Genomic DNA, 25525 nt, shown 5'->3' on the forward strand with positions numbered 1-25525 from the left:
GAAATGCGTCCATTAATCAGCGGGCCCAGCCCCTAGCCTCGACGCTTCAGTGGCGGGCACATAAGTATGATGCGCCAACTCCGCCAGCACTTGCCAATCGCTCTCATGAATAAACTGCCCCGTTCGCTTTGCCATTTGCCCTTGTCGAACTTGTTGCTTATTGCCTGACACTTCGCAGCACACATCGGTGGCAGCATCCGTACTCGGCTCAGATTGTTCCAATATACAAATACCTGTTGAATTACACACAATCCTCTCACCATCCCACGAGATCACCAAATTCAACGACCGTTCCCGCGCTAACATCGCCACATAAGGAAGCAATAACAGCGGGTAAGCCAGCTGCTTAAAATATACTGCTTGCGTCACGATCGCGTCACCATTATCACAAATCGCCGCACCTGCAGCGATTGGGCACATCCCCTGAAAGTGTTCTGGCGCATTGGCGTATTGCGGTAAGTAAGCCGCTAGCAGCGCTGCACCGGGTAACTCATGCTTTGCCAGCCAACGTGCAGCCTTACCAGCCTCCTCCGCATGGCCCCATTCAAAGCCTGCACCACGCGTGGCTTTTTTGCATTGCGCATCAATCTCACTCAAGGAATAAATCATGGTTTTGCAGCCTCTAACGGCGGATAGGCCCAACCTTCCGGTGACAGGGTGGTGATTTCATGAGGAAACGGCGCGCCTTGGAACATAGTAATTCTCTCCCAACGATCGGAGCGCGGATCAAAGTGCGTGGCACCAAAGAAGGATAGCTTCAGGCGCAGCATATTGATCGGCAGCATGTCGGCATCAATCAGGTTGTCACGAATCTCCATATAAGGATATTTCTCTGCCATTTGCGCGCGACGAACCACATGGCGGAACTCTGGATGAACCAGTAAAAATGCCGCCAGTGATGAGCCGGAGAACTCAGCCAAGGCCTTATCCAGCTGAGAAACATGCCACGCCACACACAGCGGCTGCTCCAGCTCCATGCCGGGTTCGCTAAAGCGCTCACCTAAGCGTGGCTCCAGCTTTTCCTCAGACACATACCAGAAGCGATTGCGGCTGGTCACTGCTGAAAAATCAGTATCCAAAGCCCATTGGTAATGCGTTTTTAGTAAGTCCCGCATCGCCTGAATGGATAGCCTAGTATCAATCATGGGCAGGGTTTCATCGGCATTCATGCAGTCGGTTAAGCCATCCACTAGTTCGGGATATGGTTCTAACATCAGCATGGCAACCTGCTCCTGTGTTTCTTCAGTGAGCTGCTCTTCGCACCATAAATAGAGCGTATTCCAAAGGTAAGGCTGCGTGGTGTCAACCGAATCTAAGTGCTCGCTAAAGCGCTTTAACTCTTGCTGCAAGGTTTGAATTTTTGGCTTCTGAATTGGGTGCTCAGACTCCCACTGCATGGCATTAATCTGCGCACGCGCCAGAAACTTCCTGAAGCACTCAAGCTTATCTTCGCTGACTGTGGCTTGTGAACGGACTCGCGCCAAGGCTTCCTCGCGCGCCATCATCCAGTTATTAAGCAATATCGGATGATTCACAATAAAGGGAGCCATGCCCAAGCCAGTGGAATTCCCCACGCCAATGCAGCGGCGCAATACAGGCTCCAGCGCAACGGCTTTATCGCCACCACGAACCTTGGCCATGTATTCCACCAAGTCCAGCGTAAATGCCCGAATTAGCCAAACTGATAACATCTCTGCCTGAAATGGGCCGGATAACTCCTCCCTATCCTGAATTTTATCCCGATCTGCCGCGCCAAATTTACCGGAGCCATACACCGCTGTGGTACGCATAAGATAACCAATGCATTCCAGCTTTTCACGCGCCGGCTGCTCGCCTTTGGCCAGTGTATTAGCGACATAATCAAACAAGCGCATTGAACGATTGGCACGAGAGAGTGAGAGCTCCGAAGGCGTCACCCGCCCTGCTTCCTGCTTTGGCACATTGTTCGCGAGCCGCTTTAAGTCTGCTTCGGTGGGGATGCCATCGAACAGCGTAAAGGTTGCGTCCCATGCCTCAGCAATCACTCGGTCAGAGCGTAATTCATCGGGGAGTTCATGGGCGAAAGCCACTAAAGAATAGGTGCGCTCCGGGCCTTGGGCTTGGTACACCGCACGTCCAACGCCATGGTCATCAAACTCCCATAAGCTGCAGTCGAATTGCCAGTTTTCGCGCTTCATGCGGCGTAGTAAGGTGCGCATAAATGAGAGGCGGGATTGGTGTGCGCTGCCCATTCGGGAGAGGCGCATCACGGTTTCAGGTGAGCGGTGGTATTGGCTGGGTTGCCAAGCGGGATGGGGGCTTCGGTTTTGCATGGACACCTACCAGTAGAGGGCGACTACCCTTTGTATTTATCGTATAAAGATTCAACTGTGTAATTAAAAAGGTCTTTAATTTTATCCTTGAGTGCCAGCTCGGATTCCCAAGGGTAGTTGTCGATGAGCTCGCAAGCTTCGCGGTGTACTTTAAGCAATTTTTTGTAGTGCACTAACTCAGTGCCACCGCTGCGATGAGAGTAGCTTGCTTCAACCATTACACGTGCTCCTGTTCTTAGGCCGACGCATCAAAAACACTAATGCATTTACTCTATACGGTCATGAATCTCAGGCTCGGCATCTGGGACTTTTGCCATAGCAGCCAAAAATGCATTCTTATCACCTTTTTTTGCTCTTTTTTCCAAATACTCTTCAGTCATTAAAGCAGACATTTTTTCTGCTACTGCTGAAGCAACGAATTGATTGATTGAGATACCTTCTCTTTTGGCGAGAAGCTTAACTTCTTCATGTAATGATGTAGCTAGTCTTAAACTTAATGTGCTCATGACAGTAATCCTCTAATGGTCATAAATTCGTATGGAGTGACTAATTCAATTCCAAATTTTTCACAACCAACAAAATCTTTCTTGTTAAAGGTAATGATGTATTCACTTTGTGACTTAACGGCAACTTCAAGCACCAAGTCATCCCCTGGATCTTTCAGTAACGGTCGCCATAGATAATAGATTTTCTGTATGTTTGATTGACTCAAAAAATAACTCAAAATGTCATCAATCTCTTTCTCCGTAAGGCCGACAATCAAACCAGATCTTTTTGCTACGGATTCATACTCAATGAAGAGAGGCACTGACACATTGGGTACAAACGAGCCTTCAACCAAAGACATCAATAATTTGTATGAAGCTCCTCTGTTAGACTTAAGCGCACCAACTAAAACATTAGTATCTATCGTTACATTAACTTTATTCATTTTGGTATTATATATAGTACCATTATTTATGCAAAGCCTAGCTATTACTTAGACTCACCTTACGGACCAAAATTCTCTTCAAAGAAGCGATGCCAGTTATTGCCCATCACCTTGTGCACATCCGTCTCACTAAATCCGACCTGCCGCAATCCAGCCTCAATATTCGGGAAATCTGCATTGCCACCAAACCACTCCGGCATATCCGGAAATCCCGGCGCACTGGCTGAGCCTTCACCATAATCAATCTGCTTAGTCCAGCGCCCAACGCGCATCCATTCCACCACAGAATCCGGCTGATCCTGACAAAGATCCGATCCCAAACCAATATGATCCACGCCCATCAACTCCGCAGTACGCGCAATCATTTCGCAGAAACTCTGCAAGGTGCAGTCAGTGCTTCCCGCCAAATGATGCGGATACATAGAGAAGCCCAACATACCGCCAGACTCCGCCAATGCTCTCAACACATCATCAGATTTATTACGTAGTGCCGGATGCCAGTTATGTGGATTAGCATGCGTCACAACAATGGGCCGCTCACTAATTTCAGCAGCTTCCAGCGTGGAGCGTTCAGCCGAGTGGCTCATATCGACCACCAAGCCGACACGATTCATTTCTCGAATCACCTCACGACCCATGCGGGTAATGCCAGGGTCTTCAGCTTCATAACAACCGGTCGCGAGTAATGACTGATTGTTATACGTCAGCTGCATAAACCGTGCGCCAAGCGTATGCACGATTTCCACCAAACCAATGTCATCTTCAATCGGTGATGGGTTTTGAAAACCGAAGAAAATAGCGGTGCGGTTAGTTTGTTTTGCCAGTGCCACATCGGCGGCCGTTTTGCCGTGAAGAATCAAATCATGATGCTTTTCAAACAACAGATTCCACGCTTCTATATTGGCTACGGTCTCACGAAAATTCTCATGATAAGCGATGGTGACATGAACCGCGTCCATGCCTCCTGTGCGCATTTCACGAAAAATCTTCTCGCCCCAATTAGCATATTGCAGGCCGTCGATGCGAAAGTTCATGGCTTACTCCGGATCGCCAGCGCTGATGTAGCTGGTTTTTACGGTGGTGTAGAATTCAGCCGCGTATTGACCTTGCTCACGAGGGCCGTAACTAGAGTCACCGCGACCACCGAATGGGACGTGATAGTCCGTGCCGGCTGTTGCCAGATTCACCATCACGCAACCGGTCTGCGCATTTCGACGGAAGTGAGTGGCACGTGCTAATGAGTTAGTGATAATGCCGGACGTTAGACCAAAGTTAGTGTCATTTACCGTTGCCAACGCTTCATCATAAGAGTCCACTTTGATCACGCAGGTCATCGGTGCGAATAGCTCTTCACGATTAACGCGCATCTGGTTGTTAGTCCCGATAAAGACCGCAGGGTCCATGTAGTAACCTTCCGTTTCACGCTCTAAACGCTCACCACCACACATCCATTCTGCGCCTTCGCTTTTCGCGAGCGCCACATTATCGAGGTTTTGCTGAAGTTGCTCAGCGCTGACGACAGGGCCGATTTGTGTGCCTTCTGTTAAGGCGTGACCGACGACCATTGACTTAGCACCGGCGACTAAACGCTCAACGAATTCATCATGAACCGCGCTGTGAACGACTAAGCGGGAAGAGGCGGTACACTTTTGACCAGAACCACCGAATGCGCCGCCTAATGCCGCTGCAACCGCAATGTCTAAATCGCCATCATCCATTACTGCGAGTGCGTTCTTAGAACCCATTTCCATTTGCAGCTTGGTGAGGTTACCAATCGCAGAAACCGCAATGTGCTTACCCACTTCGACAGATCCGGTGAAGGTAATCGCATCAACCCGTGGGCTTTCAACTAAACGCTGACCAATGTCACCTCCAGAACCCATCACCAGATTAAACAAACCTTTTGGCATGCCCTTTTCCACTTGGCGAGCGATGATTTCAGCAACCGCTACCGCAGACGCTGGAACGATATTCGCAGGCTTCCAGATCACCGTATTACCGAAGGCTAGCGCGGGGGCAATTTTCCAAACCGCTGTCGCCGTTGGGAAATTCCATGGAGAGATAATCGCCACCACACCGACTGGTTCACGGGCGACATGCACTTCAACACCGGCGCGAACAGAGTCTGCGGTGTCACCAATTTGGCGCAATACTTCAGCCGCGTAATAAGTGAAGAACTGACCGGCACGGAATACTTCACCCTTACCTTCAGCGAGCGGCTTGCCTTCTTCACGCGCTAGCAATGTGCCTAGTTCAACGGCACGCGCCATTAACTCTTCACCAATCGCATTCAAAATGCTTTGACGTTGTTCCAGACCGACTTTTGCCCACTGTGTTTTAGCATCGTGAGCAGCATCTAGCGCTAGCTCTAACTGTGCGTGATCTGCTTGTGCGTACATGCCGATCAGGTCGCTGAGGTCAGAAGGGTTGTAGTTCTCGACTTCTGAAACACCGTTCATCCATTCGCCGGCGATGTAGTTTTGTGTGTTCTGGGTCATAAATCTTGTCCGCTAGTGTATTTAGTCTGAATAAAATCAGCATGGACGCTAGTCGGCTCTTGTGTCAATCTTAAACTATTGAAGATTATTTCAATTATTTTGAAATAACAGGCAATCAATTAATGAACATTAAAACTGAAAGCCTGTGTGAGGACTTGGTAGCTCAGAAAGTAAACTTAATCAGCGGGCGAGAAAGGCGTACCAGCCACGGATTTGATGTGCTTAAACGCTGACCCCGTGAATTCGTAGAAATGAGCACCAAAAATATTGTTGGTTTCGTCTCCGCCCGTTAGCCCAACCATAATGAAGAGTCGGCTATTGGCGCGTGTATAGAGGTTTTGACCCGTGTAGGTACTTTTGCCAGTGCCGTCTGGATCAGCGTAAATGCCACCGGGAAACATGACCCACTTGCCTGTTTTTTTACTGACTACCGCACCAGTCTCACAGCTCGACCCACAGCCCCATTTTGCAACGGCATACTCACCCGCAAAATTGACTGGTGAACCCAGTGCCTGAAGCAGTTCATATTCGAAACGAGGCTCTGAGTTTTGCAACAGGCGTACTGCCCTCTCCTGATAAATTTCGGAGACAGCATAGTCTTTAAATTTTGTTGTTGTGCCATCTACAGCCTGCGCTACGGGTAAGAAAAGTGTCATCGCCAGCAAACCGCTAACCAATAATTGCTTCATCGCATATCTCCCTAAGTTGTAGACTAAGCATAGTCTGTACAGCGGAAATGACGGATTTATTTACTTCAGCCCTCACAACACGATAACTAAATCATGAATATCAAACCTGAAAGCCTGCGTACCTTTGTGACGGTAGCCGATTGCGGAAACTTGCATGAAGCCTCGGAAATACTGGGACGTACACCCTCCGCGATTTCCATGACTCTCAAGCAATTGAGCGAGCAGCTGAACACTGAATTATTTGAAACCGACCGCAAATCTAACCTCACTCCAACCGGCCAGTTTGTACTGGAAGAAAGTCGCCGCGCATTAAACAGTTTTGATGAATCGGTGCGAACCATTGAGCGTTACACCAAAGGTGAAATGGGCGTGGTGAGAGTGGCAACGGTGCCCTCGGTGGCCAGCCATTTATTGCCTGCGGTGGTATCGCGGTTTCAACAAAAATCGCCCAAAGTACGGCTGGAGTTACGGGATACAGACTCGGTCATGGTTGCCACTGCGGTGCGTAATGGGAGTGTGGATTGCGGCGTGGCGAGTTTGTCATTTGCCTCGCATGATTTGCAGCATGAGTTATTGCTGGAGGAACCGTTTGGCTTGGTGTGTCGGCCTGATCATTCCCTGGCAAATACCACGCAACCATTGAAATGGCAGGCGCTGGAGGGCGTGACATTTATTAGTAATGGCCTATGCGAACAGATCCGAAATGAGCGCTTTATGCGGATTAATAGTCGTACGGCAATTCAGGTACACAATATTGTGACGTTGCTGGGGCTTATTCAGCAAGGTATGGGGGTGACGCTACTGCCAAGGCTTGCAGTGCCGGATGGTGGGGAATTTTGCTTTTTGCCGTTGGCGGATAAGACGGTGGTTAGGAAGTTGTACTTTTTGGAGAACCGGCATCATCGGATTAGTCCGGCTGGGCAGTTGTTTAAGGAGGAAGTGGTTGGGAGTTTTAAGGAGCAAAAAATATAGGTTTATCCATCTCAACAAGGTTTGCGTTTCGATGACATTTGGCATACATTTGATTACATATGAAAACAAGGAGGCTGTAAATTGAACTGTGTATCTGCCTAATCCTAACCTGTTAGAGTAGATCACATGAATAAGAAACAATTAAAAGCCCTGGCTAAAGAGGCCGCTCAAGGCCTCAACTCGGAAGAAGATATTGCTGCATTAACCAAACTGCTGCGCCAATCATTCTATGAAAAAGCGCTTGATGCTGAGCTAGATGACCACCTTGGTTATGATCGTCATGATACAAAGCCCAGCACGAATAGCCGTAATGGTTACACTAAAAAGACAGTGAAAACGGATGAGGGTGAGTTAGAAATTAACACACCCCGTGATCGTCAAAGTGAGTTTGAACCGCAAATTATCAAGAAGCGCCAAACGCGCACACCCGCTTTGGACAGTAAAATTCTGAGTTTGTATGCAAAAGGAATGACCACACGAACCATCGTTGATACCCTCAGTGAATTTTACGATACAGACGTCTCGCCGACGCTGATTTCTAAAGTCACCGAGGGTGTTCTAGACCTGGTTACCGAATGGCAATCACGACCACTGGATGAGGTGTATCCCATTGTCTATTTGGACTGTATCGTGCTCAAAATTCGCCAAGACAAACAGGTGATCAATAAGGCGATGTACCTTGCGTTAGGCGTGACTATGGAGGGTCATAAAGAACTGTTAGGACTCTGGATCACAGAGAATGAAGGGGCTAAGTTCTGGCTGGGCGTACTCACTGAACTCAAATACAGCTCTGTATTGTCCACATGGTACGAAACTCACTGAAGTTTGTTCCTTGGAAAGACTACCGCGAAGTAACGACAGATCTGAAGCGAATTTACCAGTCTGCGACTGAAGAAGAAGGGCTGCTTGAGTTGGAAAGTTTTGCCACAAAATGGGATGAAAAATACCCTTTAATTAGCCGTGCATGGCGGTCACACTGGGCAAACTTAAATACCCTGTTTCTTTACCCAAACGACATCCGAAAAGCGATTTATACAACCAACGCGATTGAGTCGCTGAATAGCGTGATTCGAAAATCAACCAAGCATAGAAAGCTCTTTCCAAATGACGACTCCGCAAAGAAAGTCGTTTATTTAGCCATCCAAGAAGCCTCTAAAAAGTGGAGCATGCCGATTCGTAATTGGAAATCGGCATTAAATCGATTTATTATAGAATTTGAAGATAGACTAACGAATTACCTGTAAACCCGAAATGGCATTTACACAGTTAGATTTACAGGCTCAAAACAAGAGGATATCACCATGAGCAAGACCGCCACTATTACCACACGCGTGGAACCTGAGCTTAAAGCAAATGCTGATCTAATTCTTTCCCAGCTAGGTATGACTACTGCCCAAGCTATTAGTATGTTTTTAAAACAGGTTGAGCTGAACCGAGGTTTACCTTTTACGCCACGCTTACCGCCTCAGACAACGTCTGATCACAAGCCATTCAAAGTACAAGCCTTTAACTTAGGCAGCGACATAATGCCTGACCGAGATGAAATGTACTCTGATCGAGGCCTCTAGCAGTATGTACGCTGTCGATACTAACCTGTTGGTCTATGCTCACAATGCTGACTCCGTATTTCATGAACCCGCGAAAGAATTTATTGAAAGCATTCTAAACACGCGCGACGACAACGGTAATCTTAAGGTGTGTATACCTGCTCAAGTACTGGTTGAGTTCATTAACGTTATTACTTGGTCTCGGTTAGAATCTCCGCTGTCATTGCCGGATGCGCTGCACCTTGTAAAGCAGTACCGAGATTCGGGCGTAACAATCTTGCACCCAAAAACAAGCCAGCTCGATACACTTTTAACTCTGTTTGAGTCAGTGACAACGCGTAAGAAAGTGTTCGATATTGCTCTAGTGGCAACACTTAAAGACAATGGAATTAATGGTTTATATACGGTTAATACCAAGGACTTCGTCGACTTTGATTTTCTGGATGTGGTTAACCCTTTAGGCTAAAAAACTAACGCTAAATAGCATCATCCACAAAACCTAAATCTCCCCCTTACTAGACAACAAAATCGCAATCGTGCGAGTCGAGTGAAAGTTAGAGCAAATAATCAAAATCACCACCGTCATTGGCACCGACAAGATCATTCCTGTAATCCCCCAAATGCTGCCCCAAAAAGCCAACGAAATTAGGATAACCAAGCCACTAAGATTCAAGCTAGAGCCCATCAGCTTCGGCTCCAATAAATTACCAATCAAAAACTGCAGCCCTCCCAGCAACAAAACCACCACAAAGAATTCACTGGAGGTATCAAACTGCACTAAAGCCAAAGCCGCCGGAAACAACACCGCAAGCATAGAGCCAATAGTGGGAATGTAGTTAAACAGAAACACAATAAAGCCCCAGAACACCGGGTAATCAACGCCGATCAGCGCCAGTGCAGCCGCACTGAGTACGCCGGTTAATATACTAACGAATGTCTTAACCGTCAGGTAAGTCCGTATGCGTGACATGATCTCATTACGCACTTTAAACACTTGAGGATTATCTTTTTCTTCACCAAAAATCGCTGTGAATTTCAGGTTAAAAACTGAGCGCTCGAGGAAGATAAATAATAGATAAATCCACACCAACAGCATCGTACTGGTGATATTACTAATCAATGAAGTGGTCCAGGAAACGAGTTTCTGGAGGTTTAAAATATCGTTGAATTGATCGAGTTTGAAATCTCTATCCGGTGCAACCAGAGTTAATAACTGCTGTATTTTAGTTTCGATATTTTCTGTGTAGCTCGGCGCGAGTTTAGCCAGTTCCTCGGCATTACTGGCGACCATATTAGCCACAAACATCAGAAAAACGATTGCCACCACAAAAGCACCCAACAGCGAGAATGAGTGCGGAATATGTTTTTCGCCAAACGGGATGCTTTGAATTCTTTCGGCAACCGTGTCGAGCAAGTACCAAAAAACCAGCGCCAGCATGATAGGAACCAATAAATTTTTACCAACAATTAGCAACCAGCCCAGCATGATGACAATCGACAACCCGATCGCAATATTGAGTGCTTTAACGTTGAATGCATTGGGCTGGCTCATGAAGGCTCTCTATTTGTTATTAAATTCTGAAACAGTATAAAGTATCTCGGCCCGTGTTTTATAGCCGCCGTGCATTTGAGCACTCCAGACACAAAAATGGCAGACTTTATGCAAGCCTGCCATTCATCATCGATCTAAGCATTTCGCCAGAAATTAACGCTGACTTTCTTCATGCCTGTCACGTATTCCATCACGGATTAACGCTTTGGTGAGGGAGATACACATTAGCACCATCACCATAGCGAATGGTAATGCACCAATAATCATGGCGTTTTTCAGAGCATCGAGCCCTCCACCACCTGCAACCAGTAACGTTCCGATAACCGCGGTCATTACAAGACCCCAAACGATACGGTGCTTAATACCTGTTTCCTGCTCACCACCAGACATAATGGTGTTCATCACCAAAATACCCGAGTCAGCTGAAGTCACGAGGAAGGTCAGGATTAACACCACACTCATCACTGTGATACCTGACAACAACGCGCCATTATCAACTAGCATTACCTGAAGGGTTGCGAACAGCTTGTTAGTGGTCGATGCCGCGATAATTGCACCATCAGCCGTGCCGTTCATTTCAAGGTTCATGGCTGAAGCGCCGAGGATTGTCATCCATGCAAAACACACTAACGCCGGTGCAAACACACAGCCGACAATAAATTCACGGATTGAACGACCCTTTGAAATACGCGCTAAGAACAGTCCTACAAAGGGTGAGAATGCAATCCACCAAGCCCAATAGAACGTCGTCCAGGCAGCTTGCCATGCGAACTGACGGCCTTGAGTACCGGATTCATAAATACTGGCAGCTAACGTGCTTGAACCATCTAGCGCCGCAAAACTTTCAGGCAACTTGCCTTCAAATCCAGACAGTGTGCCCCAAGGGTTGGTTGCACCGCTGTATAGTGCGCTAACGTCAGCCGCAGGTAAGGCTTTTACCGCTTCAGGCAACGCAGCGACAAAGTCCGCTTGAGGTAATAGGTCATAAGCACCAAACGACAATGAAGCAAAATGCATGATGTAATCGATAAAGGCGCTGGCATAGGTGCTCAAGGCAAAGGCAAACGAGCCAAATACGGCGAAAGTACCTAATAAGATTAACGACAACACTAAGTTCAGGTTCGATAAGTATTTAACACCACGTCCAACACCGGATACCGCCGAGATAATCGACAGCACCATAATCATGAGCAATGCGGCAATCAGGCCAACCGAGCTAGGCTTTGGCGTTTTGCCTGTTAAGTCCATTAACCAAGCCATATCGGTAATCGCGTAGATTCCATCAACCAACTGGCTCACACCGAATCCAATGGTTACCGAGACACCTAGAATCGTGGCAACAACACCAAGAATATCAACGATATCCCCTAAGATTCCATTCATTAACTTGCCAAATAAGGGCGTTAATGCAGCGCGAATAGTGAGAGGCATGCCACGTGAGAAAGCGTAATAAGCTAATGATAAGCCCGTGACTACGTAAATTGCCCACGCATGAAAGCCGTAGTGAAGAAAGGTGTAGCGAAAGGCTGAGCCGAGTGCTTCTGGCTGGTTTGCGGCAACATCACCGGCGATAACGACGGGGTTTGAGCCCCAGAGGCCCATCGGCTCTGCAGTGGCATAAACCATTAGACCAACACCCAAACCAGCACCAAACATCATGGAGAACCAAGAGAAGTTGGAAAACTCCTTTTCATCATCCGGCATGCCGAGCTTACGCTTACCGGTGGATGGAATGACTGCGAGAGCAAAGAGAAAAAAGGCAAAAAAGCCCGTGGCGATAATGTAAAAACTGTTGAAACTTTTGAGTAGTGAGCCATTCCAAGCGCCGAGTAGCTTGTTGGCATTTTCGGGAAGAATCAGTGCCCAGAGCACTAGGGCGACCATGATTCCTTTACTAATCAGCGCAATGGATACGCTGTTACCTTCGTAGAACCCTGAATCCGATGTTTTGACATCCAAATCCGTAAACGGGGCTTTTATTGACATATTCTTTCTCCTAATAAGATGGCAAAGCCAAACTGATATTGTGAGCCAGTAAGTCCCTATCCATTTTGGGTAGGTTTATTATCTATGTCAATTTGAAGTGGTAAGTAGTCACTCAATATTATTGTTTCCTAAGCATTTGTTTCGCTTACATCAAGCCAGTGCCCTTTATGGTAATCCGATGCATTAGCCGCTTTTGCCCCTGATAATCCGCCGCCGCATAATGCTGCACTAGTCGATTTTCCCAAATCGCCACCGTGCCGGGGCTCCACGTAAACCGACAACAAAACGACGGCTGCACTGCATACTGGTATAAATACTTCAGCAGCGGCTGCGACTCTTCCACTGTCCAGCCTTCAAAGTGCGTCGTAAACGCATCATTCACATAAATCGCTTTTCGTCCGGTTACTGGATGTCGAATAATCACTGGATGCAGCGTTGGCTTGGTTATTCCATCTGCTGAAAAGTGCTCATCCAATACCTGAGCGGCCAAGCCAAAACTCGCATCACTATGCCAGGCATTCAGATTTTCAAGCGTAGCTTTAAGTCCTTCGGATAAGTGATCATAAGCGGCCCCCATAGATGCAAACAGCGTATCGCCGCCAAACTCCGGCAGCTGTTGTGCGGATAGTATGGACGCCATCGCCGGTGCAGGGTCAAACGATTGATCAGTATGCCAATGCCCACCAATCACAATTTTCTGATCCCGCTTAGTTAGCACTTCGGCAATCTGCGGATAGCCTTCCACACCGTTAAAAAACCGACTCACATCAATTTCCCCCCAGCGCTCAGCAAACTCAATATGCTGCTCTGGCGTTAGAAATTGCTCCCGAAAGAAAATCACCCCATGCTCGAATAAAGCATTTTGAATTGCCGCGAATGTGTCGTCATTAATATCTGCAAGGCGAATATCGCTAATTTCAGCACCGACATAACCGGAGAGCTTTTTTAGTTGTAATTGAGTCATGGTTTGATTCCTGAAAATGATCACGGCAATGCTGCAGCATTACGCAAGGCACTTAAGCTAGTACGCTGAATTTAGCATTAAAGATTCAGGGATAACGAATGAGAGCCATCAAAATTTAAGCATATGATGATTCAAACAAATAACAGGAGGGATAAGCAAAGTGACTTTCAGGTAGCATTGCGGAGGAATTGTAACGGTTTAAGCGAGGATGGAAATAGCGGGGAAATTAGACAAAACAATAACAATGGAATATTGCACGGAGCACCGAAGCACTCCGCACAATAAAGGCTTATCACTATTTAAATGAAGCCGGCATCAGTGCCTTTGGCAACCACAATGCGATTTCAGGGAAAACAATGATCAACAGTAAGATCAGCAACATCGGAATCAGAATAATGACCACTTCTTTCATTACCTGCATCACGTTCATGCCACCAATGGCCGCCGAGATTAAGAGACAGAGCCCATAGGGCGGTGTCACCAGTCCAAAGGCGAGCGAAATAATACCGATGATGGCAAAGACAATCGGTGAAATATCCGCTTGAATCGCCACTGGCAGCAGTACCGTACCTAAGATAATAATCGTTGGAATGGCATCAATAAACAGACCAAAGAACAAGAACAGGAAGGCAATAACCAAGCAGGTTCCAAAGGTACCTAAATTCAGATCAACCATTACTTCGATGATTAAACGTGGCACATTGTAGTAAGCCAGCAACCAACCAAATACCGAGGCAGTACCAATCGCAAATAGCGAGATGGAGGCAAAGCGGCCCGTGTCATAAAGAATAGTTCCAACTTCACGCACGGTTACTGTGCGGTAGACCACCATCCCTAAGAACAAAGAATATGCTGCGGCGATAATGGCACTTTCAGTCGGCGTTACGATACCGGCAACGATTCCGTAGATAACAAATACCGGCGTTAACATGGCCAGCGCCGCACCTTTAAAGGCTTTTAAGGCAGTGCCCCAAGTCGGTTTCAACTCGATTGGGTAGTTATAGACTTTGGCATAACCGTAAACGGTGGCCATCAGTGCAAAACCAATCATGATTCCCGGAATAGCGCCTGCAAGGAACAACGCACCGACTGAGACCTGCATTACGCCGCCCCAGACAATCATCAGAATGCTAGGCGGGATGATGACACCCATAACAGATGAACAGGCCGTGATGGCGATTGCAAAGCGTGGGTCATAGCCCTCTTTGATCATCGAAGGGATCAGGATCTTTCCGCAACCAGCCGCATCGGCGGTTGATGAACCCGAGATACCCGCAAACAACATCGACACTGCGACATTCACGTGCCCGAGTCCGCCCGGCATCCAGCCCGTCAGCACCCTAGCCAAGTCAATGAGCTTGTCGGTAATTTTTCCCGAGTTCATCAAGTTGGCGGCCAACAAGAAGAATGGCACGGCTAGCAGAATAAAGGAGTTATACGACTGGAACATCCGGTCGATAATAATAAATGGGGTCAGTCTGATATCCAGCATTACGACTGGAATCGTGGCAATACCGAGTGCAAAGGCAACAGGTACACGCAGAATGACTAATAAAATAAAGCCGCCTACTAACAAGGCGCATGCAAGTCCGGTCGATACAATCATGACAATGCCCTTTTGGTTGCTCTGTATTCTTCAAATGCTTCGGAAAGTCTGAACAGTGAAAACACGCCCCACAACAAACCCGCAAACGGAATCGTGATGTGAGTAACGAGTAAATTGGCATTCATCATGACAGAGTGTTGAATGAATCCGAACTTTGCGTAGTCGATGCCATACCAAGCGAACAAAATGCCAAAAATACCAACCAGTACTAAGACGATCGCTTTTTGAATAAACAAAATAAACGGATTACTACTCTCAGGAATGACCTGAACATCAAAGTGCGTGCCATCCCAAACGGCGAGCACCGAACCAATCATGACAACCCAAACAAAGATAAAGGTGGCGAGTTCTTCCGTCCAAAGGTAAACCGGAATAATGCCGGTGTAGCGGGCAATGACCTGCATGGCGACGGGAACAATTAAAGCGCCCACCATGATGGCTATTGTGACCCGCAGTACGGTACACAACGATTCTAATATGCGTTTAATCATTGATGATCCTCAGAGCAGCAAAAGTGACAGAAAAAAATATCCCCATGACCGGTTAGGACCACAGGGACATCTTAGGAGGTGTAACAGTAGTCTTACTTAACGTCGCGAATCGCTTTTAGCAACTCCGTCGCTTCAATGCTTGCAGCAAACTCATCCTGAACTGGCTGAACCATTTCTAACATCTTGTCGCGATTTTCAAACTCTTGAATAACGATCTGCTTTGCATCAGCCATTTCTTTCAGCTTGATGGCATCTTCACGCGCTTCTAACTCACGACCGAATGCGCCCGCTTCTTTACCTGCTTTCTTGATAGCTGCTTGCAGCTCAGGTGACAGTTTACGGAAACTCTTACCACTAAATACGATAGGACGTACTGTGATTGTGTGGCTTGTCAACGTAACGTTTGGCGCAACTTCATAGAACTTTAAGTTCTGGATACTCGCCGCTTCGTTCTCAAAACCACTGATAACGCCAGTTTGGATCGCGTTGTACACTTCGTTATAAGCGATTGCTGAAGGTGCAGCACCGACCGCATCAAAGATCTTAGCCTGGATTGGAGCACCCATTACACGCATCTTGTGGCCCGCTAACTCTTCCAGATTACCAATTGGCTTGCTAGATAATAAGTTACGTGTTCCACCGCCGGCATAACCAACGATCACAATATCGGCTTTTTCTGACAGCTCTTTCTCAAGTGGCGCAAGGATGTCGCTAGACAATACTGCGTTCCAATGATCCAAATCGCGGAACAAGAAAGGCATATCCATTAGCGGAATAGATGGCGCGAAACGAGCCATATTTGAAGGCGCGAGGATTGTATAATCAATCGCTACACCTTGGTTGAGGAATGTTACGTAGTCTTTTTCAACACCTAACTCGCCGTTCAGGCGTAAGTCAAATGTCACGTCACCGTCATAATATTCGCCGACTAAGTCTGCAAATTTGACCATGGTTTTAGTGAATGTGTGATCATTGTCGAACATGCTCGCGCCACGCAGTGTTTCTGCGCTAGCTGACAATGTGAATGCTGAAAGTGCAACACCGGCGACTGCGGCTTTTACAAATTTAGTGATATTCTTCTTCGATAACATAATTTTCTCCTCTGAAAATGTCGAACAGAAAGGCTGCCCTTCGGGATAGCTCTTGTAATTCGTGAGGCCAATATATGTTAAAATTTGTAAACTGTCTATCTAAAACATGGGTCAACTTGTAAATTAGTATGACAAACAGCATTGATGTGAATTAAGTGGTTTTAAAATGTACACAAAGTGCACGCGCACAAAAAAGCCCGCCATAAAGCGGGCTCTTAGTATACTTGATTTTATCTGATTGGTCGGGACGGCAGGATTCGAACCTACGACCCCCACACCCCCAGTGTGGTGCGCTACCAGACTGCGCTACGCCCCGAATCAGAGCGCAGTAGAATAACCGAACTCACCCGAAATAAAAAGGAATTAATACAGGGATCAGGACTTAAAATACCACTTATCCGAATCTGTCCCGTTAATCACGGTTTAACAGGACAAAACAAACGATCGCACTCATTATCTAGCTAATAATAAAACAAAATGAGGTCATCCAGTGATTTTCACGGTAGACGTAGAGGATTGGGCACAGTCCGTACTTGATCGTAGCAACCCAGTATCCGACCGTGTGCTGCACAGCACTCATAAAGTCATGGACATTTTAGCGACCAATGACACCAAGGCAACCTTCTTCACCTTGGGCAATGTTGCAGAAAAATACCCGGAGCTCATCCGTCGCATGGCTGATGAAGGCCATGAAGTCGCCTCGCACGGTTATTCTCATACCAATATACATGCCATGAGCCCACAACAAATGATGGAAGACATCACGCGTTCGGTGAATGTGCTGGAACAAGCAGGCGGACAAAAAGTGATTGGCTTCAGAGCGCCTAATTTTTCAATTCGTGAGCACTTGTTCGTACCCTACTGCGAAGCGCTGGCGGCAAACGGCATTCGTTACGACTCTTCCCTGTTCCCAATGAAGGTCATCAAATATGGCATTGAGAAGAAATACGATTTAAGCGTGTTTGAAGAGTTTGGAATTGATGAGTATTACCTAAGCTATATCAAGATAGCAGGTTACAAGCTGCCCTACTTCGGCGGTGGCTATTTCAGGCTATCACCCTATTTAATGACACAAGCGCTCTGTAAAGACTTACCCGAGTCCTCAGTGTTCTATATGCACCCTTATGAAGTGGATGTCGGTGAAATGCAGGCGGTTAAACAAAACTATGGGGATATCCCATTGAAATGGCGACTGAGTCAGTTTTCAGGTCGTGGCGGTATTCCATCAAAACTTCAGCGTTTGATTAGAGATTACGACATGATGTCATTTAGGGATGGTTATTATGCGGGAGATGACACTATCAAACTGCGTAAGGCTAAGTCTGAATCACACGATCTAAAAGGCTTTTCGCAGCTCTCGGCGCAATAGGTTGCCGGTTTTATCGCGTGGCAGGCGGTCTACAAACTCAATATGTTTAGGGCATTTGTAGCCGCTGAGTTTGCCTCGGCAGAAATTCATCAGCACTAACTCATCAGACTCAAAGCCTTTCTTAGTCACCACAAAAAGCTTTACCGCCTCACCGGAGCGGTCATCGGGCACGGCAATCACCGCCGCATCTTCGACACTTTCATGGGTTTTAACCAAGCTTTCAATTTCGGTGGGATACACGACAAATCCAGACACATTCACAATGTCGCGAATCCGGTCGATTACCCGCACATAGCCATTGGGGCACATTTCAGCCACATCGCCGGTACGAAACCAACCATCTTTCGTTAGAGCATAAGCGGTGGTTTCCGGCTTACGCCAGTAGCCCAACATGATTTGCGGCCCTTTGACCCACACTTCACCTGGCCGGTTCGGGCCAAGCTCATTGCCACTTAAATCACGGATAGAGACTTCAGTTGATGGTAAGGGCAACCCTAAAAAGCCATTGTACTTCGGCAAGTTCATTGGATTAATGGTGATCGCAGGCGATGCTTCAGTCATGCCATAGCTCTCAATCAGCGGCATTCCGGTGAGGTGCGCCCACTCTTTGGCCAAGCCTTTATTCATCGCCATGCCGCCAGTGAGTGAAACTTTCAGATGACTAAAGTCGACTCTGGAAATATCGGGTGCCAGCATTAACTGCTGATAAAAAGTCCCGACCCCCACCAATACCGAAAAGCGATTCTCGGAGAGTACTTTCACTGTCTCTTTGCTGTCTTGCCCGTTAACCAATAATAGATTGCAGGCACCGATCTTGATCGCATACAGCAAGTTACAGGTAAGCCCGAAGATGTGGTACATCGGCAGCACAGTAACCATCGTCTCAGCACCCGCCACTAAATCGCCGGAAGCCCAAGCCGAACCTTGCAACACATTCGCCACCAGGTTCTGATGACTAAGCATAACCCCTTTAGGAACGCCCTCGGTGCCACTGGTATATTGCAGCAGCGCAAGGTCTTCGGGGTGGATAACCGGATCAGCGTACAGCCTGCGACTGTATCGAACGGTCTTACAAAATGAGATGGAGCCCTTAAGGCTAAACGGTGGCACCAGGCCTGACAGCCATTTGTGCTGAAAGTTGATTGCGGTGCCTTTGATCGGCCCGAGCAAATCACCAACCTGCGTGGTAATCACAAACTCAATTGGTGTTTCTTCAACCACGTTCGACAATTTGCGAGCGCAGTCTTCGATGACGATAATCGCGCGGCAGCCAGAGTCGGTTAATTGGTAGCGAAGCTCGCGCTGACTGGATAATGGGTCACAGTTTACAACAACCAGCCCAGCACGAATGATGGCAAAGAATGCAACCGGATATTGCAGGATGTTTGGCATCATCAGGCCAACGCGGTCGCCCTGCTTTAAGTCCAGTTCGCCCACCAAATAGCTCGCCAGATTACGACTCAGCGTATCCAGTTTGCTAAAACTCATTGTTTTGCCCAGACTGACTAGTGCGGTTTTATTCGCATAGCGCTCAGAACTACGGCGAAATAAATCCGCAAGGGACGTATATTCCCCTAGATCTATCTCTGCCGGTACACCGTCCGGATATTCGTTGAGCCAACCTTTCTTCAAGCGATTGTCATCCATTGCCAAGCTTGCATAATTAAATTCCCGTGCAGTCCTGCGCGGGTTAAAATACCAAGACTACCGACTTACTCGCCGGAAATCATCATATTTTCTACCAAAATCGAACCCGTGCGAGTGCCCAGTCTCGGATCAAGATCATTACCCACGGCCACAATATTGCGCAACATTTCGCTCAAATTGCCGGCGATGGTAATTTCTTCAACCGGATATTGGATCTTACCGCCCTCAACCCAAAAGCCTGCAGCGCCCCGTGAGTAGTCACCGGTAATGCCATTAATGCCACTACCGATTAGCTCGGTTACCAGCAAACCGGTATCCATTAACGCCAGCATTTCATCGAAGTTCTGCCCGGTAGAGTCCACAGTCAGGTTGTGTAGGCCACTGGCGTTACCGGTTGTTTGCATACCCAGCTTACGCGCTGAATAGCTAGCAAGAATGTAAGACTCTACAATACCGTTACGCACAATATCCTTTTCACGGGTGGCAACCCCTTCAGCATCAAAGGCCGCACTGCGCATGCCCCTTGGAATGAAGGGCTGCTCATACAAATTGATAAACTCTGGAAATACTTGCGTACCCAAGCTATCAACCAAAAAGCTAGCTTTGCGGTATAAGGAGCCACCCTGAATTGCAGAGGTGAAATGCCCAATCAAGCCGCTGGCTAGTGGTGGTATGTACATCACCGGAGCCTGTCGGCTGGTTAGCTTTTTAGCACCCAAACGACTTAAGGTTTCTTCTGCGGCTTTACGGCCCACATACTCTGGCGTTAGCAACTGATCGGCAATTCGTGAGCTGGAATACCAGTGGTCACGCTGCATGGCATCCGAACCCGGATTTTTGGCAATCACCGAACAGCTCAACGAGTGCGAGCTGGACGCATTTACCGCCGCAAAGCCATGTGTATTGGCATAAGCACTTAAGCCACTGTAAGTCGTGACGCTCGCGCCATCGGAGTTACTGATCCGAGGATCATACTCACGGGCACTGTTTTCACACAAGATCGCTTTTTCAATCGCAGCGTCTGCGGTGATATCCCAAGGATGATACAAGTCCAGATCCGGCAAATAAGTTGCCATTAGCTCTGCATCTGCCAAGCCCAGACAATCATCTTCCGAGGTGTATTTGGCGATATTACACGCTGCACGTACGGCATCGCGAATCGCATCTTCCGATAAGTCACCCGTACTAGCAGAGCCTTGGCGATGACCAAAATACACCGTCAGGCCTAAGCCTTGATCGCGGTGATATTCCAACTTATCAATTTCTGCCATGCGTACATCGACCGATAAGCCATCACCCGTACTAACACCTGCAGCTGCGCTAGTAGCACCCTGACGTTTCGCTTCTTCCAGTACAAAACCAGAGAGCTCTAATAAGGATTTTTTACGTGCTTCAAGTGTCATAGTCATCCTGCTGTACCACCTACTGTCACGCCATCAATTTTTAAGGTTGGCTGCCCAACACCGACTGGCACACTTTGGCCTGCTTTACCGCAAACGCCAACGCCCTTATCCAGTTGCAAGTCATTACCGATCATACTGATGCGGTTCATGACTTCAGGGCCATTCCCAATCAGGGTTGCGCCTTTAACCGGACGGGTGATTTTTCCATTCTCAATCAAATAAGCTTCAGAGGCCGAAAACACAAATTTACCGGAAGTAATATCCACCTGACCGCCACCAAAATTCACGGCATACAAACCGTTTTTGACCGAGGCCAGAATTTCTTCCGGCTCTTTATCGCCAGCCAACATATAAGTATTAGTCATGCGTGGCATTGGCAAGCAATCATAGGACTCACGACGGCCATTTCCGGTAGATTCCTGCCCCATCAAACGGGCATTCATCTTATCCTGCATATAACCTTTCAGGATGCCATCTTCAATCAAGGTTGTGCATTGCGTTGGTGTGCCTTCATCATCAATCGTCAATGAACCACGGCGTTCAGCAATGGTTCCGTCATCCACGATAGTGACGCCCTTGGCGGCAACTTGCTCGCCAATTCGACCACTAAACGCAGAGGTGCCTTTACGGTTAAAATCACCTTCTAAACCATGGCCAACGGCTTCATGCAGCAAGATACCCGGCCAGCCGCTGCCTAATACCACGACCTGCTCGCCCATTGGCGCATCCACAGCATCCAGCTTCATGAGTGCCAAGCGCACAGCCTCATCAACATATTCTTTAACTTTGTCGGCCTGCGTAAAGAAGTCCAGTGCAAAACGACCACCGCCGCCACTACCGGCACTTTCACGCTGGCCATCTTTGACAACAATCACAGTGACATTCATGCGCACCATTGGGCGTACATCTGCGCTCAAATGCCCACGATCATCAGCCACTAAAATGACTTCATGCACTGCGCCAATATTGGCAATTACTTGCTCAACATAAGGGCTAGCCGCACGCGCCAATTTATCTGCCTGATGTAGCAACGCGACTTTCTCAGATTCAGTTAAGCTATCCAGCGGATTGGCCGGTGAATACAAGGGTGCAAATGCCGATTGACGAGACCAAGCATTAACGCGTCCGCTTTGACCGCCACGGCTGATGGCTGAGGCAGATTTAGCCGATGCCATTAAGGCATCCAGACTAATTTCATCCGAGTAGGAAAAACCAGTCTTCTCACCACTGACTGAGCGTAAGCCGACGCCTTGGCTGATACTGTAACTACCGGATTTAATAATCCCGTCTTCAAGCGTCCAGCCTTCTGAACGTTTGGATTGAAAGTATAGGTCAGCCAAGTCGCATTTTGGCCCGACTAATTCAGCGAATACCTGATCCAAGCGGGCTGTATCCAGCCCATAAGGCGTTAGCAGCGTCGCTTCTGCCACTTCCATTAAACTCATATTATTGACCTTTCATGCCTGCGCATGCTTGGTGTGTGATTAATTACTATGGGGTCAGATCAGCACAACATCAAACTGTTCTTGTGTGTAAAGTGCCTCAACCTGAAAGCGAATGGGTTTGCCAATAAATTCCTGCAACTCGGCCAAACTCTCGGACTCTTCATCCAGAAACAAATCCACCACTTCCTGAGAGGCCAGCACTAATAACTCTTTAGCATCAAACTGGCGCGCCTCCCGCGAGATTTCACGGAAGATTTCATAGCAGACTGTGACCGCCGTTTTTACAAAGCCACGCCCTTCGCACATCTCGCAAGGCTCGCACAAAGTTTGCAGCAAGCTTTCGCGGGTGCGTTTGCGGGTCATTTCTACCAAGCCCAATGACGACACGCCACTGACTGCCGTTTTCGCAGGGTCTTTAACTAGCAGACGCTCCATTGCGCTAATCACCTGCGCTTTGTGATCTTCGGTCTGCATATCAATAAAGTCGAGAATGATAATGCCGCCAAGATTACGCAAGCGCACTTGTTTAGCGATGCCTTGCGCCGCTTCCAGATTGGTTTTGAAAATCGTTTCTTCCAGATTGCGATGTCCGACATAGCCGCCGGTATTCACATCAATGGTGGTCATCGCTTCGGTCTGGTCAATGATCAGGTAGCCACCGGATTTAAGCTGCACTTTGCGCTTAAGGGCTTTTTGAATGTCATCCTCAACGCCGTGGAGATCAAAAATCGGGCGCTCACCGGGGTAATGCTCAATCTTAGTTTCCAGCTCTGGGATATAGGTGTGGCAAAACTCAGTCAGTGCCAGCACAGTTTCTCGCGAGTCCACTAGGATCTTCTTAATATCCTCACTCACCACATCCCGCAAAATGCGCTTGGCTAGCGGCAAATCGGAATACAGTTGAGCGATGGTTTTGGATTGGCTGGCACGCTGCTGTACTTTGTTCCAGACACGATGCAAAAAGCGCATATCTGAGCGCAAAGCGGCCTCGGTAATGCCTTCTGCCACGGTGCGCACAATAAAGCCAAACTGATGGCCTTCTTCTTCACGAATTTGAATCACTAACTGCTTTAAGCGCTGACGCTCAGCGTCTGATTCAATTTTGCTGGAAACACCAATGGTTGAAGTATCCGGCATCAAGACCAGATAGCGAGAGGGAATGGTGGCATAAGTGGTTAGACGAGCACCTTTAGTGCCCAGCGGCTCTTTCACCACTTGCACCATTACCTGGCTGCCTTCCTGCAAAATCTGATTGATCTTACGCGGGGCTAAATCTTCATCTGGCGAGTCGCCACTAAGCAAATCTTTATTGCGAAACGAGAGGTCTGAGGCATGTAAAAAAGCCGCCTTACCGAGACCAATGTCGATAAATGCGGCTTCCATGCCGGGGAGCACCCGACTCACCCGACCGTTATAAATATTGCCGACAATACCTTGGTGCGCATTGCGCTCAACCAGTATCTCTTCCAGCGCGCCATTATCGGTCAAAGCTACCCGACATTCCTGCGGGGTAACATTAATTAGTATTTCTGCACTCAAAATCAACCGCCTGTTATTCTGTAATTGAGGGTTTCTCCAGTCCTGAATTGCCGCTTAAGCACGACAGACCAGCTCGCTCTAATAATTGTGCCGTCTCAAACAGAGGCAAGCCCATGATGCCGGAATAGGAGCCTTGAATCTGTTCGATGAAAATAGCTGCCCGCCCCTGAATGGCGTAGGCGCCGGCTTTGTCTTGTGGCTCACCGGTCTGCCAGTAAGCGACGATTTCAGCCGGATCGAGTGTGCGAAATTTTACCCGACTAATGCAGGTTTGCTGAAAGCAGCATTGCTGATATACAACTGCAACTGAGGTGTGAATCTCATGCCAGTTGCCTGACATCTCCATCAGCATGCGCTCAGCATCGACAAAATCAACGGGTTTTAATAGCACGTTGCCATTGAGCAAGCCAACCGTGTCGGAGCCTAAAACCGGCAAGTCGCCTCCGGTTTCAGCTGCGCCTTGCCACGCTTTTTCAGCAGCGAGGCGCATAACCAAGTCGGTAACGGATTCGCCCTCACGGGGCGTTTCATCGATATCCACGGGGTGAATACGATGTGACACTGCAATCTGATTAAGCAACTCACTACGCCGTGGCGATGCGGATGCCAGAATCAACTCTGAGATGGGTTGGTTCATGCTTATCCTGCCCGGTGATAGGGGTGGTTTTCGGTAATCGTAAAGGCGCGATATAACTGCTCTGCCACAATCACCCTAACCATCGGATGGGGAAAGGTCAAATTTGACAATGACCAATGCTCATCAACCCGCTTTATGAGTTCCTGCGTTAAGCCGTCAGGCCCGCCGATGATCAAGGCAATGTCCGGACCTTGCATCATCCAGTCCTGCAAACGCTCTGCCAGCTTTTCGGTGCTCCAGATTTTACCGCGGCCATCCAGCGCCACAACCCGGCAACCGGCTGGCATCGCCTGCATGATCTTATCCGCTTCGCGGTGCTGAATATCGCCGGTGTTAACATTTTTACCGCGTTTTTCAGGCGCAATTTCTTTTAATATTAAACGGCAATGCGGCGGCATGCGCTGCGCATACTCTTCGTACCCGGCTTTAACCCAGGCAGGCATGCGATTCCCTACAGCCAGCAGGTGAATATTCATAAACGAAAACCGTTAAAGGTTTAAGCTTGGGTCTTCTCTGAAGCCGGTGTTGGCTCCCAGATTTTCTCCAGCTTGTAGAAGTCGCGAACGTCTGGCAGCATAACGTGAACAATCACATCATTTAAATCTACCAATACCCACTCACCTTCTGCTTCACCTTCAGAGCCTAAAGGCTCGATACCGGCTTCTTTAACGCGAACTTTTACACTGTTAGCCAGTGATTTCACATGACGTGTGGAGGTACCACAAGCCAAAATGATGAAGTCGGTCATTGATGATTTGCCGCGAATGTCGATAACATGAATATCTGTCGCTTTCATGTCGTCTAGTGCTTCGCTCGTTAACGCTACTAATTGATCTAATTCCATTA

The 25525-nt window shown here is 47.9% G+C and carries 25 protein-coding genes, 1 tRNA gene and 1 pseudogene; 5 read left to right on the forward strand and 22 right to left on the reverse strand.

Annotated elements, in window-relative coordinates:
* Positions 1-12: 12 nt before the first annotated feature.
* The 8 genes from LEUMU_RS0110465 to LEUMU_RS28000 all read right to left on the reverse strand — a co-directional run bounded on the left by LEUMU_RS0110465 (position 13) and on the right by LEUMU_RS28000 (position 6430).
* Positions 13-609: a DUF3726 domain-containing protein gene (locus LEUMU_RS0110465; protein WP_022952238.1), complete on the reverse strand. Its 597-nt coding sequence runs from the start codon at positions 607-609 to the stop codon at positions 13-15.
* Entirely contained in the window at positions 606-2312 is a 1707-nt protein-coding gene (locus LEUMU_RS0110470) for a hypothetical protein (protein WP_022952239.1), read from the reverse strand. The genes LEUMU_RS0110465 and LEUMU_RS0110470 overlap by 4 nt, the downstream gene beginning before the upstream one ends.
* Before the next feature lie 23 nt (positions 2313-2335).
* Entirely contained in the window at positions 2336-2530 is a 195-nt protein-coding gene (locus LEUMU_RS0110475; RefSeq protein WP_022952240.1) for a hypothetical protein, read from the reverse strand.
* Between the two features lie 48 nt (positions 2531-2578).
* Complete coding sequence (locus LEUMU_RS0110480; protein WP_022952241.1) at positions 2579-2818, reverse strand: toxin-antitoxin system HicB family antitoxin; 240 nt, start codon at positions 2816-2818, stop codon at positions 2579-2581.
* Positions 2815-3243, reverse strand: a complete 429-nt coding sequence (locus LEUMU_RS0110485) for a putative toxin-antitoxin system toxin component, PIN family (RefSeq protein ID WP_022952242.1) — start codon at positions 3241-3243, stop codon at positions 2815-2817. Before LEUMU_RS0110485 ends, LEUMU_RS0110480 begins: the two co-directional genes overlap by 4 nt.
* Before the next feature lie 59 nt (positions 3244-3302).
* A complete protein-coding gene (locus tag LEUMU_RS0110490; protein WP_022952243.1) occupies positions 3303-4277 on the reverse strand; it encodes a membrane dipeptidase in 975 nt (324 codons plus the stop codon).
* 3 nt (positions 4278-4280) lie between these two features.
* Positions 4281-5741, reverse strand: coding sequence for an aldehyde dehydrogenase family protein (locus LEUMU_RS0110495; RefSeq protein WP_022952244.1), 1461 nt, complete (start codon positions 5739-5741; stop codon positions 4281-4283).
* Between the two features lie 176 nt (positions 5742-5917).
* On the reverse strand, positions 5918-6430 hold the full coding sequence (locus LEUMU_RS28000) for a hypothetical protein (RefSeq protein ID WP_022952245.1): 513 nt from the start codon (positions 6428-6430) through the stop codon (positions 5918-5920).
* Positions 6431-6523: 93 nt separating this feature from the next.
* Between LEUMU_RS28000 and LEUMU_RS0110505 the strand changes: the two genes are divergently transcribed.
* The 4 genes and pseudogenes from LEUMU_RS0110505 to LEUMU_RS0110520 all read left to right on the forward strand — a co-directional run bounded on the left by LEUMU_RS0110505 (position 6524) and on the right by LEUMU_RS0110520 (position 9415).
* Complete coding sequence (locus tag LEUMU_RS0110505) at positions 6524-7402, forward strand: LysR family transcriptional regulator (protein ID WP_022952246.1); 879 nt, start codon at positions 6524-6526, stop codon at positions 7400-7402.
* Between the two features lie 126 nt (positions 7403-7528).
* Positions 7529-8646, forward strand: a pseudogene (locus LEUMU_RS25630) (IS256 family transposase).
* Positions 8647-8703: 57 nt separating this feature from the next.
* Entirely contained in the window at positions 8704-8970 is a 267-nt protein-coding gene (locus LEUMU_RS25635; RefSeq protein ID WP_022952247.1) for a type II toxin-antitoxin system RelB/DinJ family antitoxin, read from the forward strand.
* A gap of 4 nt (positions 8971-8974) precedes the next feature.
* The gene (locus LEUMU_RS0110520) at positions 8975-9415 is read left to right on the forward strand and encodes a type II toxin-antitoxin system VapC family toxin (RefSeq protein ID WP_022952248.1); all 441 of its coding nucleotides are present in this window, start codon (positions 8975-8977) and stop codon (positions 9413-9415) included.
* A 33-nt stretch (positions 9416-9448) separates the two neighbouring features.
* Here the strand turns inward: LEUMU_RS0110520 and LEUMU_RS0110525 are convergent, their stop codons facing one another.
* The 7 genes from LEUMU_RS0110525 to LEUMU_RS0110555 all read right to left on the reverse strand — a co-directional run bounded on the left by LEUMU_RS0110525 (position 9449) and on the right by LEUMU_RS0110555 (position 16955).
* Positions 9449-10501 (reverse strand): AI-2E family transporter, encoded by a 1053-nt coding sequence (locus LEUMU_RS0110525; protein WP_022952249.1) that lies wholly within the window; start codon positions 10499-10501, stop codon positions 9449-9451.
* A 153-nt stretch (positions 10502-10654) separates the two neighbouring features.
* The gene (locus LEUMU_RS0110530; protein WP_022952250.1) at positions 10655-12487 is read right to left on the reverse strand and encodes a BCCT family transporter; all 1833 of its coding nucleotides are present in this window, start codon (positions 12485-12487) and stop codon (positions 10655-10657) included.
* A gap of 145 nt (positions 12488-12632) precedes the next feature.
* Positions 12633-13451 (reverse strand): TauD/TfdA dioxygenase family protein, encoded by an 819-nt coding sequence (locus tag LEUMU_RS0110535; RefSeq protein WP_022952251.1) that lies wholly within the window; start codon positions 13449-13451, stop codon positions 12633-12635.
* A gap of 295 nt (positions 13452-13746) precedes the next feature.
* Positions 13747-15057: a TRAP transporter large permease gene (locus LEUMU_RS0110540; protein ID WP_022952252.1), complete on the reverse strand. Its 1311-nt coding sequence runs from the start codon at positions 15055-15057 to the stop codon at positions 13747-13749.
* Positions 15054-15548 (reverse strand): TRAP transporter small permease, encoded by a 495-nt coding sequence (locus LEUMU_RS0110545; RefSeq protein WP_022952253.1) that lies wholly within the window; start codon positions 15546-15548, stop codon positions 15054-15056. The genes LEUMU_RS0110540 and LEUMU_RS0110545 overlap by 4 nt, the downstream gene beginning before the upstream one ends.
* A 92-nt stretch (positions 15549-15640) precedes the next feature.
* A complete protein-coding gene (locus LEUMU_RS0110550) occupies positions 15641-16639 on the reverse strand; it encodes a TRAP transporter substrate-binding protein (protein WP_022952254.1) in 999 nt (332 codons plus the stop codon).
* Positions 16640-16878: 239 nt separating this feature from the next.
* Positions 16879-16955: transfer RNA gene (locus tag LEUMU_RS0110555), tRNA-Pro, on the reverse strand.
* Positions 16956-17129: 174 nt separating this feature from the next.
* On the opposite strand from LEUMU_RS0110555, the gene LEUMU_RS0110560 reads away from it, so the two are divergent.
* On the forward strand, positions 17130-18008 hold the full coding sequence (locus tag LEUMU_RS0110560; protein WP_022952255.1) for a polysaccharide deacetylase family protein: 879 nt from the start codon (positions 17130-17132) through the stop codon (positions 18006-18008).
* On the opposite strand, the gene LEUMU_RS0110565 is transcribed toward LEUMU_RS0110560, so the two are convergent.
* From LEUMU_RS0110565 to rsfS, 7 genes are all read right to left on the reverse strand, one after another.
* Positions 17976-19655 carry an AMP-binding protein gene (locus LEUMU_RS0110565; RefSeq protein WP_022952256.1) on the reverse strand — a complete coding sequence of 560 codons (1680 nt, stop codon included), beginning with the start codon at positions 19653-19655 and terminating at the stop codon, positions 17976-17978. The genes LEUMU_RS0110560 and LEUMU_RS0110565 overlap by 33 nt on opposite strands.
* Positions 19656-19720: 65 nt before the next feature.
* Positions 19721-21064: a metalloprotease PmbA gene (gene pmbA, locus LEUMU_RS0110570; protein WP_022952257.1), complete on the reverse strand. Its 1344-nt coding sequence runs from the start codon at positions 21062-21064 to the stop codon at positions 19721-19723.
* Positions 21061-22503 (reverse strand): metalloprotease TldD, encoded by a 1443-nt coding sequence (tldD, locus tag LEUMU_RS0110575; protein ID WP_026744666.1) that lies wholly within the window; start codon positions 22501-22503, stop codon positions 21061-21063. The genes pmbA and tldD overlap by 4 nt, the downstream gene beginning before the upstream one ends.
* Positions 22504-22557: 54 nt before the next feature.
* Complete coding sequence (gene rng / locus LEUMU_RS0110580) at positions 22558-24042, reverse strand: ribonuclease G (protein ID WP_022952259.1); 1485 nt, start codon at positions 24040-24042, stop codon at positions 22558-22560.
* A 13-nt stretch (positions 24043-24055) separates the two neighbouring features.
* On the reverse strand, positions 24056-24679 hold the full coding sequence (locus LEUMU_RS0110585) for a Maf family protein (protein ID WP_022952260.1): 624 nt from the start codon (positions 24677-24679) through the stop codon (positions 24056-24058).
* Positions 24680-24681: 2 nt separating this feature from the next.
* The gene (rlmH, locus tag LEUMU_RS0110590; protein WP_022952261.1) at positions 24682-25155 is read right to left on the reverse strand and encodes a 23S rRNA (pseudouridine(1915)-N(3))-methyltransferase RlmH; all 474 of its coding nucleotides are present in this window, start codon (positions 25153-25155) and stop codon (positions 24682-24684) included.
* 20 nt (positions 25156-25175) lie between these two features.
* Positions 25176-25523: a ribosome silencing factor gene (gene rsfS / locus LEUMU_RS0110595; RefSeq protein ID WP_022952262.1), complete on the reverse strand. Its 348-nt coding sequence runs from the start codon at positions 25521-25523 to the stop codon at positions 25176-25178.
* Positions 25524-25525 lie beyond the last annotated feature (2 nt).

Origin of the sequence: Leucothrix mucor DSM 2157 (assembly GCF_000419525.1) — a bacterium.
In the GTDB taxonomy this organism is placed as follows: Bacteria; Pseudomonadota; Gammaproteobacteria; order Thiotrichales; family Thiotrichaceae; genus Leucothrix; species Leucothrix mucor.